At 60.7% G+C, this 14,516-nt stretch carries 11 protein-coding genes; 4 read left to right on the plus strand and 7 right to left on the minus strand.

Annotated elements, in window-relative coordinates:
- Window positions 1-142: 142 nt before the first annotated feature.
- The 7 genes from RT21_RS01440 to kdgD form a co-directional block, all read right to left on the minus strand.
- Window positions 143-1,045: an aldose 1-epimerase gene (locus tag RT21_RS01440; RefSeq protein WP_046161293.1), complete on the minus strand. Its 903-nt coding sequence runs from the start codon at window positions 1,043-1,045 to the stop codon at window positions 143-145.
- A gap of 190 nt (window positions 1,046-1,235) precedes the next feature.
- A complete protein-coding gene (locus RT21_RS01445) occupies window positions 1,236-2,165 on the minus strand; it encodes a 2-hydroxyacid dehydrogenase (protein WP_046161294.1) in 930 nt (309 codons plus the stop codon).
- A gap of 39 nt (window positions 2,166-2,204) precedes the next feature.
- The gene (locus tag RT21_RS01450) at window positions 2,205-3,623 is read right to left on the minus strand and encodes an FAD-binding oxidoreductase (protein ID WP_046161444.1); all 1,419 of its coding nucleotides are present in this window, start codon (window positions 3,621-3,623) and stop codon (window positions 2,205-2,207) included.
- 62 nt (window positions 3,624-3,685) lie between these two features.
- On the minus strand, window positions 3,686-5,239 hold the full coding sequence (gene garD / locus RT21_RS01455; protein ID WP_046161445.1) for a galactarate dehydratase: 1,554 nt from the start codon (window positions 5,237-5,239) through the stop codon (window positions 3,686-3,688).
- A gap of 202 nt (window positions 5,240-5,441) precedes the next feature.
- Window positions 5,442-6,785 (minus strand): glucarate dehydratase, encoded by a 1,344-nt coding sequence (gene gudD / locus RT21_RS01460; protein WP_046161295.1) that lies wholly within the window; start codon window positions 6,783-6,785, stop codon window positions 5,442-5,444.
- 122 nt (window positions 6,786-6,907) lie between these two features.
- Window positions 6,908-8,350 (minus strand): aldehyde dehydrogenase family protein, encoded by a 1,443-nt coding sequence (locus tag RT21_RS01465; RefSeq protein ID WP_045427307.1) that lies wholly within the window; start codon window positions 8,348-8,350, stop codon window positions 6,908-6,910.
- Window positions 8,351-8,443: 93 nt separating this feature from the next.
- Window positions 8,444-9,355 carry a 5-dehydro-4-deoxyglucarate dehydratase gene (gene kdgD, locus RT21_RS01470; protein WP_045427304.1) on the minus strand — a complete coding sequence of 304 codons (912 nt, stop codon included), beginning with the start codon at window positions 9,353-9,355 and terminating at the stop codon, window positions 8,444-8,446.
- Between the two features lie 629 nt (window positions 9,356-9,984).
- Here kdgD and RT21_RS01475 point away from each other — a divergent pair.
- From RT21_RS01475 to RT21_RS01490, 4 genes are all read left to right on the plus strand, one after another.
- Window positions 9,985-11,379, plus strand: coding sequence for an enolase C-terminal domain-like protein (locus tag RT21_RS01475; protein ID WP_046161296.1), 1,395 nt, complete (start codon window positions 9,985-9,987; stop codon window positions 11,377-11,379).
- A gap of 49 nt (window positions 11,380-11,428) precedes the next feature.
- Window positions 11,429-12,397, plus strand: coding sequence for a Bug family tripartite tricarboxylate transporter substrate binding protein (locus tag RT21_RS01480; protein WP_046161297.1), 969 nt, complete (start codon window positions 11,429-11,431; stop codon window positions 12,395-12,397).
- 69 nt (window positions 12,398-12,466) lie between these two features.
- Window positions 12,467-12,955: a tripartite tricarboxylate transporter TctB family protein gene (locus tag RT21_RS01485; RefSeq protein ID WP_046161298.1), complete on the plus strand. Its 489-nt coding sequence runs from the start codon at window positions 12,467-12,469 to the stop codon at window positions 12,953-12,955.
- Window positions 12,956-12,964: 9 nt separating this feature from the next.
- Window positions 12,965-14,485: a tripartite tricarboxylate transporter permease gene (locus RT21_RS01490; protein ID WP_046161299.1), complete on the plus strand. Its 1,521-nt coding sequence runs from the start codon at window positions 12,965-12,967 to the stop codon at window positions 14,483-14,485.
- Window positions 14,486-14,516 lie beyond the last annotated feature (31 nt).

Raw genomic sequence — 14,516 nt, forward strand, 5'->3', positions numbered from 1 at the left:
CAGGAGAAGCGAGGCTGCAAAGGTGAGAACGGCGAGCCCTGGCGCTTGAGCGCCTGCCAGCTATCTACGCTCGCTATCCCGTGCGGCAATGAAGAGCTGTCGCCCAGCCAGCGATTGAAAGAGTGATTCAGGTACCGGCGGATCAGGCGCGCGCTATCGAAAACCTGCAACTGACCTGCATGGTTTCGCCGGGGTCGAGTGTACGAATGCCGTTCGCGGCCGGATCGTCCATGCTAAGCGCATTGTTGGCATGAGAAACCGGCTCGACCGCAAAGAAGCCCATCTCTGCCGGCGGCGTAAACACGACCAGATGATCGAGTGCCTCGCTGGGATGCATGGTCAGCTCTACCCCTTCGTTCGGCCAGTGGATGGTAACGTGCCCGGTACGCCCAACGAAGCAGGTGTCCAGGCCGGGTTCCTGCAGCGGCGCTTCCGTTGAAAAGTCCCATTCCGTTGGGATGGGCGTCTTCTGTGATGGCAGGTTTCGGGTGTCGTTGCGCCAGACCGCACTCGTATCGAACCGCAACCAACAAGCGTCGTGCCGGAGGAAATACGGATGCCAGCCAAGCCCGGCGGGCATCGAGCGGTTGTCGATGTTGCGCAGCGTCAGTTGCAGCGCAACGCCGCCATCGTCGAGTTTGATCTGGTGCTCGAGTTCGAACGCGAACGGCCAGTCAAGTACGCCCTCGCCCTCGGGCCGATGAATGAGCGTCAGGCAAAGGCTGGTCGGGCTTTGCTCCGTTATCGTCCACGCACGCTTCCAGGCGACGCCGTGAATCGGTAAAGGATGTTCAGTAGATAGACTGCGCAACGGGTAGCGCTGACCGTCATGCTCGAAGGCGCCATCGCCGACTCGATTGGAGAAGGGCGCAAGGACGAAGCAGCCCGTCCGCCGGACGCTGTCCGTGCCGTCCCAAGGGCGCAGCAGATCGATGCCATCGATACTCAGTTGAGTGATTGCACCGCCCAGCCCGGGGCACACCGACAGTCTCAGCGGGCCGCGCAGAAGCTCGACCTCGGTCAGATTCGGTTGAAGTTCAGGCATCGCACGGCCTCTTAGGCGAGCCGAATTGCTCGCTGACTTGAATTGAAATGGCGCCTCGCGGCCGCGTGCTTGTGGCTCGCGGTGTTCGGCGCCCTAATGATGTTGCTCTGAAGTTATCTGACCCAGGCTTTTGGCCAGGGCCATCGGCGACCGAGGCCGCCTGTCATCTGATTCGCACGGGTGTGTGCGCTCAGACAGCCGTCAGCAGCTCACCGCGTTCAAGAAACGCACGCAGATTGGCCAACAGCAATTCTTCCATTGCCAGCCGGGTTTCCTCGGTGGCACTGCCGATGTGCGGCAGCAGCACGACATTGGGCAGATCGACAAGGGCCTGAGGTACGTTGGGCTCCTGGGCATAAACGTCGAGACCCGCCCCGCCCAGCCGTCCTTCAGTCAGCGCCTCGATCAATGCCGGTTCGTCCACCACCGAGCCGCGGGCAACGTTGATCAAAATACCTTTCGATCCAAGCGCCTCAAGGACGTCTCGATTGATGAGGTTGCGGGTGCTCTCGCCACCAGGACAGGTCAGAACGAGAAAGTCGCTCCACTGCGCCAACTCGACGAGATTGGATTCATATCCATAGGCACTGCCCTCTACCGGTCGACGGTTGTGGTAGCGCACCTGCATATCAAAACCACTGGAGCGCTTGGCGACCGTTTCACCAATGCGCCCCATGCCGACGATGCCCAGTCGTTTCCCGCTCACCTGCTTCGCAAGCGGCAGGCCGCCGGAGGGCCACTCGCCAGCGCGTACGAAACGGTCGGCACGGGACATTTGCCTGGCGCTGTCGATAATCAGCCCAAAGGCCAAGTCCGCCACGCAATCATTGAGCACGTCTGGCGTATTGCTCACCGGGATGTTGCGTGCGCGCGCTGCCGCCACGTCGATGGCGTCGTAGCCGACGCCGAAACTGATGATCGCTTGCAGGTTGGGCAGGCGCTCGATCAGCTCCGCCGTGCAGCCGAAACGACCGGAGGTCACCACGACATCAATGCGCTGAGCATTCTGGTTAACCAACGCATCGGCACCCTCCTCCCAGAAACGCAGCACCTCATGCTCCGCGGCAAGGCCACGGTTGAAACGTTCAGTCAGGGGGCCGATTTGGAGTATGCAGGTCACGGTGATTACCTCGAAAAGTGGGAACGCGTGGAGGCGAAGTCAGAGCACCTTGCCGGGGTTCATCAGGCCTTTGGGATCAAGCGTTGTCTTGATCGCGCGCATCAGCGCCAGTTCCAGCGGGTCCTTGTAGTGCTTGGCCGCGGCGCGCTTGGCCTGACCCAGCCCATGCTCTGCGCTGATGCTGCCCTGAAACCGAGTAGTGGCCTCGTAGATGACGTGCATGATCGCGTCTTGCTGCGCCTTGAAGGCCGTATCGTCAGACCCGACCGGCTTGCTGACGTTGTAGTGAAGGTTCCCATCACCGACATGGCCATAAGCGACGATGCGCACGCCCGCAAACTGGTCGAGCAAGCGCTGATCGGTCGTCTGAATGAACGCCGGAATGCAGCTCACCGGCACGCTGATGTCATGTTTGAGACTTGGACCTTCATGGTTCTGCGCCTCGGAAATTCCCTCACGCATCGCCCACAACGCCGCGACTTGAGCCTCGCTGCTGGCCAGTACGGCATCGGTCACCAGTCCACGCTCCAGGGCTCCGCCGAGCCCCTGTTCAAGCAGCTCGTTGAGCGGCGCATCAGGTTGGGTGTCGCTCAGCTCGATCAGCACATACCAAGGATGAGTTTCGGTGAAGGGATCGGAGCAAGCGCCGACGTGACGCAGCACGAAATCAACGCTTAGTCGCGACATCAGCTCGAACCCGGTCAGCCGATCGCCACATAGACCACGGATGATGCCGATCAGCTGCACCGCTGCATGCGCGCTGGGTAATGCAACCCAGGCCGTCGTCACGCTGCGCACCGCAGGATATAGCTTCAGCACGGCTGCGGTGATGATGCCGAGTGTGCCTTCCGAGCCGATGAACAGGTGTTTGAGGTCGTACCCTGTATTGTCCTTGCGCAGTCCGCGCAGGCCATTCCAGATCTGCCCGTCCGGCAGCACTACTTCCAGGCCCAACGTGAGATCGCGCATGTTGCCGTAACGCAGCACGGCAGTGCCGCCGGCGTTGGTTGCGAGATTACCGCCCACGGTGCAACTGCCTTCCGCGCCGAGGGACAAAGGGAACAGCCGCCCCACTTCGGCAGCGGCCTCTTGTACGGTTTGCAGGATGGCGCCGGCCTCGACAGTAATGGTCTCGTTTTCGGTATCGACTTCGCGGATGCCGGTCATGCGCGTCAGGGACAGCACCACTTGAGTACCACTGGCGTCCGGAATCGAACCGCCACACAGCCCGGTATTGCCCCCTTGCGGTACCAGTGCAATTTCGTATTGATTGCACAGCCGCACTACGGCGGCTACCTCTTCGGTGCTGGCCGGACGCACCACCAGTGCGGCTTCACCGCGGTAGGCATTCCGCCAATCGCTCAGGTAGCTCTGCATGCGTTCGGCATCACAGACCATGCCGACGGCACCGACGACCGCTTCGATCTCGCGAATGAAGTCATCCGGCAGCGCACTCATCTCGTTCTCCTGCGACTGATCATGGAACAGCGCACCGCTTCGATGCGCTGACATAGCTGGGTTCAGGTGATCGGTGCAGGGTTGAACAAGGTGATGTCGTTGTGGATCTGGTGCTGCTCGGCCCAGGTCTTCTTGCGCCCACTGGCGACGTCCAGGTAGTAGTGGAACAGCTCCCAACCCAGCTCCTCGATACTGGAACGGCCAGTGGCGATGCGTCCGGCATCCACGTCGATCAGGTCAGGCCAGCGCTCGGCCAGCTCGGTGCGGGTAGAGACTTTCACGACCGGTGCCATGGCCAGACCGTATGGTGTGCCGCGCCCGGTGGTGAACACATGCAGGTTCATGCCGGCCGCCAACTGCAACGTGCCGCAGACAAAGTCGCTGGCTGGGGTCGCGCAGTAGATCAGGCCTTTGCTGCTGAACCGCTCGCCTGGGCCGAGTACGCCGTTGATCGCACTGCTGCCGGATTTGACTATGGAGCCAAGGGACTTCTCGACAATGTTGGACAACCCGCCTTTCTTGTTACCAGGCGTGGTGTTGGCGCTGCGATCGGCTGCGCCGCGCTCCAGATACTGGTCGTACCAGTCCATCTCGCGGACCAAGGCTTCGGCAACCTCCGGCGTTTCAGCGCGCGACGTGAGCATATAGATCGCATCGCGCACTTCGGTGACCTCAGAGAACATCACTGTCGCGCCTGCGCGGATCAGCAGGTCCGAGGCGTAGCCCAAGGCTGGATTGGCGGTGATTCCCGAGAAGGCATCGCTGCCGCCGCATTGCATGCCCAGCACAAGCTCTGACGCCGGAACGGTTTCGCGCTGTCGGCGGTTAAGCTTTTGCAGACGCGACTCGGCCAGCGCCATGATCTGTTCGATCATCTCGCCGAAACCGGTATTGGAGTCCTGCAAACGGTACAGCCAGGGTTCGCTGAGATCGACCGATGCGTCGCCTTCGTGCATCACCTGCTCTGCCTGCAGCTTTTCGCAGCCAAGGCTGATGACCAGCGCTTCGCCGCCGAGGTTGGGGTTGCGCGCCAGGTTGCGGACGGTACGGATCGGGATGTAGGCGTCCTTGGCATTGATCGCCACGCCGCAACCGTAGCTGTGGGTCAGCGCGACCACGTCATCGACGTTCGGGTACTTCGGCAGAAGCTCCTTACGAATGCGCGCAACAGCGTGATCGAGCACGCCCGTCACGCATTGAACGGTGGTGGTGATACCGAGCACGTTGCGCGTACCAACCGTGCCGTCTGCGTTGCGGTAGCCTTCGAAGGTAAAGCCTTCAAGCGGCTCGAGGCGCTCCGGGACAGCATCGGCCATTGGCAGGCTGTCGAGGGGTGGAGCTGAGGGCATGCGCAGCTGCGTTTCCTTGACCCAGGACCCTCGCGCAATGGGCTCTAGCGCATAACCAATGATCTGTCCGTAGCGGCGCACAGGCTGGTCGATCGCAATATCCACCAGCGCAACCTTGTGGCTTTGCGGCACTGATTCGACCGTGACCAGCCCGTCCTCGAACCGGGCACCGGTCGGCACACCGCCATCGTTAACCACCACAGCCACGTTGTCCGCATCGTTGAGGCGGATGTAACGCGGTGAATCTTGATGCTGAATCAGTTCCACGGTGTCGTTCATATCGGTCTCCGGTCAGGCCGGTTGTTGTTCTGGTCTGGTTCGTTCGCAGCGCGGTAGGGTGGGCTTCAGCCCACCAAGGTGAATGTTTGGGCTGCAAGCGATGGGCTGAAGCCCACCCTACTCGCCTCCGCGGCCGCGGTATTTCCCCTTGGCCGCCCACTCCGCCCTAACGCGGTTTCTCGCGCTGGTCTCAACGCACCATGCACGGCTTCTTGTTGTTGAACGTCCAATCCGGAATCAGGTACTGCATGGCGATGGCATCGTCGCGAGCGCCCAGGCCTTTGGCCAGGTACAGCTCATGAGCCTTCTGCAGCGCATCTTCATCCAGCTCCACGCCCAGGCCCGACTTGGCCGGCACAGCGACCTTGCCGCCGACGATCTGCAGCGGATCGCGGGTCAGGTATTGGCCGTCCTGCCAGATCCAATGGGTGTCGATCGCGGTGATCTTGCCCGGCGCGGCCGCGGCCACGTGGGTGAACATCGCCAGCGAAATGTCGAAGTGGTTGTTGGAGTGCGATCCCCAGGTCAGCCCCCAGTCGTTGCACATCTGCGCAACCCGCACCGAGCCGCTCATGGTCCAGAAGTGCGGATCTGCCAGCGGGATATCGACTGATTGCAGCTGAACGGTGTGCCCCATTTGCCGCCAATCGGTGGCAATCATGTTGGTCGCGGTCGGCAGACCGGTCGCGCGGCGGAACTCGGCCATCACTTCGCGCCCCGAGTAGCCATTCTCGGCACCGCAAGGGTCTTCGGCATAGGCCAGCACGCCGTGCAGGTCCTTGCACAGATTGATGGCCTCGGCCAGTGACCAGGCGCCGTTGGGGTCCAGTGTGATGCGGGCATCGGGGAAGCGCTCGGCCAGGGCACGAATCGCCTTGACCTCTTCGTGGCCTGGCAGCACGCCGCCCTTGAGTTTGAAATCCTTGAAGCCGTAGCGCTCGTATGCCGCTTCGGCCTGACGCACCACCGTCTCGGGCGTCATGGCCTCTTCGTTGCGGATGCGGAACCAGTTATCGCTGGCATTCGACTCGTCGCGGTAGCCAAGGTCGGTCTTGTTGCGATCTGCGATGAAGAACAGATAACCGAGCATTTCGACTTCTTCGCGCTGCTGTCCGTCACCAAGCAGTGCGGCAACCGGCACGTTGAGGTGCTGGCCGAGCAGATCGAGCAGCGCCGACTCGATCGCCGTGATGGCGTGAATGGCGATGCGCAGGTCGAACGTCTGCAAGCCGCGGCCCGCGACATCGCGGTCGGCGAATGCCTTGCGCGCCTGGTTCAGCAGACCATTGAAATTGCCGACCGATTGCCCGATCAGAATGGCGCGAGCGTCGTCCAGCGTCTTGCGGATCGCCTCGCCACCGGGGACCTCGCCGACACCTGTATTGCCGGCGCTGTCCTTGAGAATGAGGATGTTGCGGGTGAAGTACGGACCATGAGCGCCACTCAGGTTGAGCAGCATGCTGTCTTGCCCTGCGACCGGAACCACTCGAAGTTCGGTGATGACCGGAGCACCTTGATTCGTAGAATCGTTCATATGCGTCTCTCTTTTGTTCTTATGGTCCGCGTTGCGGTGTATCGATCTGTTTGCCGCCGACGCGAATCGCCGAGCCGCTGAGCGACTCGGGCGAATTACGCGTCACAGGACGACTCGGCAGATCAGCCGATGTAGGTGGTTTTCACCGTGGTGTAGAACTCCTGGGCGTAGCGACCCTGCTCGCGCGGGCCGTAGGACGAGCCTTTGCGACCGCCGAACGGCACGTGGTAATCCACGCCAGCGGTGGGAAGGTTGACCATCACCATCCCGGCCTGGGAATGACGCTTGAAGTGATTGGCGTACTTCAACGAAGTGGTGCAGATGCCCGCCGAAAGACCGAACTCGGTGTCGTTGGCCATGGCCAGCGCTTCGTCGTAGTCCTTGACCTTCACCACGTTGGCGACCGGGCCGAAAATCTCTTCCCGGCTGATGCGCATGTCGGCGGTGCTGTCGACGAACAAAGTCGGCGCCAGGTAGTAACCTTCAGTGCCGCAGCTGACGCGCTCGCCGCCGCAGGCCAGGCGTGCGCCTTCTTGCTTGCCGATCTCGATGTACTTCAGGTCCTGATCGAGCTGCGCCTGGGATACGACCGGGCCGACGTCCACGCCCTGCTCCAATGCCGAACCGACCTTGATCTTCTTGATGCGCTCGATCATGGCCTCGACGAAACGGTCGTAAATGCCTTCGGTCACAATGATGCGGCTGGAGGCGGTGCAACGCTGGCCGGTGGAGTAAAACGCGCTTTGCGTCGCCAGTTCTACGGCAGTGTTGAGGTCGGCATCGTCCAGAATGATCTGCGGATTCTTGCCGCCCATTTCCAGCTGAACCTTGGCCTGACGCCCGACGCAGGTCGCCGCGATGCCACGGCCAACGCCGACCGAGCCGGTAAAGCTGACGCCATCGACGCGCTTGTCGTTGACGATGGCTTCGCCGACTTCGCGGCCCTTGCCCATCACCAGGTTGAACACGCCGGCCGGGAAGCCTGCGCGCGAGATGATGTCAGCGATGGCCCAGGCGCAACCTGGAACCAGATCGGCTGGTTTGATCACCACGCAGTTGCCATAGGCGAGCGCGGGCGCAATTTTCCAAGCAGGAATGGCAATCGGGAAGTTCCACGGGGTGATCAGGCCGATCACGCCCAGGGGCTCGCGGGTGACTTCAACGCTGACACCCGGACGGACCGACTGCAGGGTCTCGCCAGCCTGACGCAGGCACTCGCCGGCGAAGTACTTGAAGATGTTCCCGGCACGGGACACTTCACCGATGGCTTCCGGCAGGGTCTTGCCTTCTTCACGGGCCAGCAGGTTGCCCAGCTCTTCTCGGCGAGCGAGGATTTCCAAACCGACCTTTTCCAGTGCATCGGCACGTGCCTGGATGCCGGACGTTGACCACGCCGGGAATGCTTTGCGCGCTGCAGCGATGGCGGCTTCGACTTGCGAAGCGTCCGCTTGGGCATATTCGCCGATAACGTCCGACAGATCGGACGGGTTGATGTTGGCCTGGTAATTCTTGCCAGCTACCCATTGGCCATCGATGTAGTTGTCATATCGCTTTGCGTCTGCCACGTAGCGCTCTCCTTCGTGAGGTCCGCCGCACTGCCTGGTATGAATGAAGGCATCGTTAACGGCGGTTGGGGCGAGTGATAGGTCTGACGTACGTTACTGCGCGCCCTGCTTCTCGATCAGCGCGGCAAGCGCTTCGTACTCGTCCGGCAGCAGGTCCGTCAGTGGTGCACGAACAGGGCCGGCGTCGTAACCGGCGATTTTCGCGCCAGCCTTGACGATGCTGACCGCGTAGCCTTTGCGACGGTTGCGGATATCGAGATAAGGCAGGAAGAAATCATCGATCAGTTTGCCGACGGTTTCGTGGTCGTCGCGAGAAATGGCACCGTAGAAGTCCATGGCCAACTTCGGCACGAAGTTGAAGACGGCCGATGAGTACACGGGTACGCCCAGCGCTTTGTAGGCAGCCGCGTAGACTTCTGCAGTCGGCAGACCGCCGAGGTAGGTCAGGCGCTCGCCGAGGCGACGACGAATGGAGACCATCAGTTCGATGTCGCCCAGACCGTCCTTGTAGCCGATCAGGTTCGGGCAGCGCTCGGTCAGTTGCTCGAGCAGCGGCGCGGTCAGGCGGCAGACGTTGCGGTTATAGACCACGACGCCAATGTTGACCGACTTGCACACCTCCTCTACATGCCGAGCGACGCCTTCCTGGCTCGCTTCGGTCAGGTAATGCGGAAGCAACAAAAGCCCTTTCGCACCAAGGCGTTCAGCCTCTTGAGCGTAGGCGATCGCCTGACGGGTCGGACCGCCTACACCCGCGAGGATGGGCACCTGACCGGCACAGGTATCGACGGCAGTCTTGATGATGTCCGGGTATTCCTGCGGGGTCAGCGAGAAGAACTCGCCCGTACCGCCCGCGGCAAACAGCGCTGTTGCGCCATAAGGTGCCAGCCACTCGAGTCGCTTGATGTAGCCGGCACGGCTGAAGTCGCCCTGCTGGTCAAAGTCAGTGACCGGAAAGGACAGCAAACCAGAAGAGAGGATGGCCTTCAGTTCTTGTGGGTTCATTGTTCGAGCATCCTGTGAATCTAAGAGTAGATGAAGTAGGGCCTCGGCCTTGGAGATACGTTATCGTACAACTTATGGCTGCGCTACCTCTTTATCGAAGATTATTGCCTCGCCGTCTCGGTCCTCATGCGGCTCAGGCTTCTTGCTTGCGCTGACAACGCTAGCCGATGAAATGCCACGACGTGAATCTGGCTCGACCCTATTGAAACAAATAAATGACCGACCGGTCATACGGGCCGATTAGTTTGTTTCACCGATTTGACAACGATGAAACGCGCTGATAAAAATCTCAACAAGTCATACGACAACGTATGACATTTACAACAACCAGAGCCTTAAAGCCATGAATCAATCAGCGGTATGCCGCCTTGCAAACTCCCCGCTCTGTCGCACCCTGGTTAATCCATCGAACGTAGTCGCCACGGCGGCCGGTCAGCGTCACGGGGCCATTGTCTCCGACCGCAGCCGCTGCAGGCCGCGGCACGCGCAGTCAAACCCGCCCTTCGTTGCGGGTCTGTTGATCATGACCCGCGAGCCTGAGCAGGCCATCGACCTTTAGAGAACCCATCCCGCCGATAGGCGCTGCCACCTACATTCGCTCATAAAAACAATCAGGAGCAAGACGACAGATGCAAGACACTCGAACGGCGACGACGCCAGTAGTGAAGGAGATGCAAGTCATCCCGGTTGCGGGTTACGACAGCATGCTGCTGAACCTGTGTGGTGCCCACGCGCCCTACTTCACTCGCAATCTGGTGATCCTCAAGGACAGCGCCGGCCGCAGCGGTATTGGCGAAGTGCCGGGTGGCGAAGGCATCAGGCAAGCCTTGGAGCGAACCAAAGGTCTGGTGCTTGGCCAGCCGATCGGCCGCTACAACGGGATACTCAACGCATTGCGTCGCGGCATTGCTGGCGGGTCAGCGACGGGCCCGCAGGCTACGCAACACGAGGTCACCTCCGAAGCGGAAGCGGCAGTCCTCAAGCAGCCGCATGAGATCAATCTGCGCCTGGACAATGTCATCACAGCGGTGGAAGCCGCCCTTCTCGACCTGCTCGGTCAACATCTCGATGTGCCGGTCGCCGAGCTGCTCGGCAGCGGCCAGCAGCGCGCCAGCGTGCCAATGCTGGCTTACCTCTTCTATATAGGAGATCGCAACCGTACCGACCTGCCCTACCTGGCCGGTACCGGTTCGGCGGATGACTGGTACCACATTCGTCATCAGGAAGCGGTGACTCCGGCCTCCATCGTCCGGCTGGCTGAGGCCGCTACGGCGCGCTACGGTTTCAAGGATTTCAAACTCAAGGGCGGTGTAATGCGTGGTAGCGAAGAGATGCAGGCGATTGCCGGCATCAAGTCGCGCTTCCCTGACGCCCGCGTCACGCTTGATCCCAATGGGGCCTGGTCACTGGCCGAAGCCGTTGAACTGTGCAAAGGCCAAGGCCATATCCTGTCCTACGCAGAAGACCCGTGCGGCCCAGAGAACGGCTACTCCGGTCGCGAGATCATGGCCGAGTTCAAGCGCGCTACTGGCATTCCCACCGCCACCAACATGGTCGCCACCGACTGGCGTCAGATGGGCCATTCGCTGCGCCTCGAAGCGGTCGACATCCCATTGGCCGATCCACACTTCTGGACCATGCAGGGCTCAGTACGACTGGCGCAAATGTGCGAGCAGTTCGGTCTGACCTGGGGTTCGCATTCGAACAATCACTTCGACGTCTCGCTGGCGATGTTCACCCATGCTGCGGCCGCAGCACCGGGCAACATCACGGCCATCGACACCCACTGGATCTGGCAGGAAGGCCAGGAGCGTCTGACCCGTGAACCGCTGCAGATTGTTGGCGGCGCGGTTCAGGTGCCGGACAAGCCAGGCCTTGGCATCGAACCGGATATGGACCGGATCATGGCCGCCCATGAGCTGTACAACAAGGTCGCCACCGGCGCCCGAGACGATGCCATGGCCATGCAGTACCTGGTACCTGGCTGGAAGTACGACCCCAAGCAACCAAGCCTGGGCCGCTAACAAGAAGATCAAAGAAGCGCCGCAACCCCAACCACCGGAGAGACATACAATGAAAAAAGCTATCAGCGCCTCCCTCGTTTCCGCCCTTCTCGCCACTGCCGTCAGCAGTGCCTTTGCTGCTGAAACCGAATGGCCCACTCGCCCGGTACAGGTCGTCGTCATCGCCAACGCTGGCGGCGACACCGACTTCAACGCCCGCACCATGGCCAAGTACTTCACCAAACTCACCGGCAAGGCGATGGTCATCACCAACGTCGCTGGCGGTGGCGGAACGCTCGCAGCCGAACAGGTCAAGCAGGCCGATCCGGATGGCAACACCATCCTTTTCACCCATACCGGACAGATGATCGTCAATGAGGTCGCCGGCCTGACCGAGGACAGCCTGGACGCCTTCGATATCTGCTGTATCGCGGGTGTGGACAAAGGCACCGTATTCGTTGCCTCGAAAAGCTCAGGCCTGAAGACGCTGGAAGACCTGATCTCCAAATCCAAAGCCGAGCCGAGCAGCGTTACCTACGGCACCGAGATGGGCAGCTACTCCCACCTGCAGGGTCTGATGTTCGAAGGCCTGACCGACACCAAGCTGAAAATGGTCGACGCTGGCACAGTCTCCGAGAAAGTCGTCGCCCTGCTGGGTGATCGTATCGACCTCGCTGCGATCAGCTACGGCTCGGTGCAGGATTATGTGACCAGTGGCGAGATGGTTGCCCTGGGCCAGCCCAACGAGGAGCGCAACCCACTGCTCGGTGACGTGCCGACGTTCAAGGAGCAAGGCGTCGACTTCGTCATGGAGAAGCCCTACATCGTGGCGTTCCCGGACGGTACTGATCCGGCAATCATCGAGAAGATGTCAGGCATCGTGAAACAGATCACCGAGATGCCTGCGTACGAGGAAGAGCTGCGCAAGACCTTCAAGCAGCCGGTCAGCTATTTCGATACCAACCAGTCGATCGACCGCCTGACGAACACCCGCGAAGACTTCATGAAGTACAAGGACGAACTGCGTCAGAGCAAGTAACGCCCGCGGCACGATGCCGGGCGTAGTTGCTGCGCCCGGCAGCCTTCCCTCTGAATCGAGAGCAGTCCCATGGATACCTACAAGAGAAAGGAGTTACTGGTCGGAGCCCTGATGCTGGGTGCCGGCCTGTTCTACCTGTTCCTGACGATCAATCTTCCGCGCAAAGGTTTTATCGACGCCTCCACCGTTCCCTACGTGTTATCCGTTGGGCTATGCCTGCTGGGCGCGCTGCAGTTGTTGACCGCGACCAAGGCAACCCAGCCTCCCGCTGATCCCGATGCGGATGCTGACTCATCGGCTGCAACGCCGCCGGACTATCCAACGGTATTCAAAACGCTCGGATTGATCGCGGTCTATGTTGCCCTGCTGCAAAAGGTCGGCTTCCCAATCATGACCGTGCTCTATCTATACGCGCAGTTCATCGTCATCACACCGCGCGAGCAGAAGGTCAACCACATCACGTACATCGTCATCGCGGTGGTGACCTCCGCTTTGATCTTCTTCACCTTCCGGCAGGGCTTCGATCTGATGCTCCCGACCGGCTTTCTGAAAATCTAGGAGGCGGCCATGTTCGAATTACTGCAGGCCGGCTTTGGCGCGGTTTTCTCGCCCTATATCTTTATCCTGATCACCCTTGGCGTTGCCGTGGGCATCGTCTTCGGTGCGGTTCCTGGGCTCTCGGCTACCATGGCGATCGCGCTGTGTTTGCCGCTGACTTACACCATGGGCCCTGCCGCGGGCCTGTCACTGTTGGTGGCACTGTTCATCGGCGCGACCTCCGGCGGCCTGATCTCCGCCATCCTGTTGAAGATTCCCGGCACGCCCGCCTCCATCGCCACGACGTTCGACGGCGGCCCGATGATGGAAAAAGGCGAAGGGCTGAAGGCGCTGGGCGTCGGTGTCGTGTTTTCCTTTCTCGGCACCATTTTCAGCATAGTTGCGCTGATGTCCATTGCGCCCTCGCTGGCAAAAATTGCCTTGCGCTTCGGGCCCCATGAATACTTTTCCATCGCAATCTTTTCACTGACGCTGATCGCCACGCTGTCCACCGGCTCGCTGCTTAAAGGCATCTACGCTGGCACGCTTGGTTTTGCGTTTTCCACGGTGGGTATCGCCCCGGTCGACGCCATCCGCCGCTTCACATTCGATTCACCGAACCTCAACGGCGGTTTCGCCATGCTGACGGTGATGATCGGTATGTTTGCCGTGGCGGAAGTGATCAAGATCGCCGAGACCGGCAGAGCGGCACACAAAAGCAAGATCGCCTCAGTGAGCATGAAAGGCGTGAAAGGCTTTGGGTTCTCCCTGAAGGAGTTCTTCGGGCAGATTCCCAACGCGTTTCGCTCCGGGCTGATCGGTATCGGGATTGGCATCTTGCCGGGCATCGGTGCGGGTACCTCGAACATCGTGTCCTACATCATCGCGAAAAAGCGTTCCAAGCATCCCGAACTGTTCGGCAAGGGGGCTGTGGAAGGGGTCGTCGCCAGTGAAACCGCCAACAACGCGGGCATCGGTAGCGCCATGATTCCGCTGATGACGCTCGGCATTCCGGGCGACACCGTGACCGCGATTCTCCTCGGCGGCTTCATGATCCATGGCATCCAACCGGGCCCGCTGCTGTTCATCAGCCAGGGTGCGTTGGTGTACACCATCTTCGCCGCGCTGATTCTCGCCTCGGTGATGATGCTGGTTCTGGAGTTCTACGGTCTGCGCATCTTCATCAAGCTGCTGGCGGTGCCCAAGCACATCCTCCTGCCGATCATCCTTGTGCTTTGCGTTGTGGGTGCGTTCGGTCTGAGCAGTCGGGTGTTCGACGTTTGGACCATTCTGCTGTTCGGCCTGATTGGTTACGGCTTCGTCAAGGGCGGGATGCCGGCCGCGCCGTTCATTATTGGCTTCATCTTGGGGCCAATGGCTGAAACGAATCTGCGGCGTGGCTTGATGTTGTCCGACGGCAACTTCATGGGCTTTCTCAGCAATCCCATTTCCGCGACATTCCTGTTCCTGGCGCTGGCATCGGTGGCCTGGCACCTGTTCAGCGCGCTGCGTAGCCGAAAAAATACTGCGGCCAAGCTGCAGGAAACCTGAGTCAGCGCTGCTTAGCCCGCGGCGCTGGGCT

The organism is Pseudomonas sp. 10B238 (genome assembly GCF_000970615.1).
Lineage (GTDB): Bacteria > Pseudomonadota > Gammaproteobacteria > Pseudomonadales > Pseudomonadaceae > Stutzerimonas.

Bases quoted from the DNA above. Each gene is read 5' to 3' on its own strand.
- kdgD (WP_045427304.1), bottom strand. From the start codon at position 9,355: ATGAACCCACAAGAACTGAAGGCCATCCTCTCTTCTGGTTTGCTGTCC.
- RT21_RS01450 (WP_046161444.1), bottom strand. From the start codon at position 3,623: ATGAGTGCGCTGCCGGATGACTTCATTCGCGAGATCGAAGCGGTCGTC.
- RT21_RS01475 (WP_046161296.1), top strand. From the start codon at position 9,985: ATGCAAGACACTCGAACGGCGACGACGCCAGTAGTGAAGGAGATGCAA.
- RT21_RS01485 (WP_046161298.1), top strand. From the start codon at position 12,467: ATGGATACCTACAAGAGAAAGGAGTTACTGGTCGGAGCCCTGATGCTG.
- RT21_RS01480 (WP_046161297.1), top strand. From the start codon at position 11,429: ATGAAAAAAGCTATCAGCGCCTCCCTCGTTTCCGCCCTTCTCGCCACT.
- RT21_RS01490 (WP_046161299.1), top strand. From the start codon at position 12,965: ATGTTCGAATTACTGCAGGCCGGCTTTGGCGCGGTTTTCTCGCCCTAT.
- gudD (WP_046161295.1), bottom strand. From the start codon at position 6,785: ATGAACGATTCTACGAATCAAGGTGCTCCGGTCATCACCGAACTTCGA.
- RT21_RS01440 (WP_046161293.1), bottom strand. From the start codon at position 1,045: ATGCCTGAACTTCAACCGAATCTGACCGAGGTCGAGCTTCTGCGCGGC.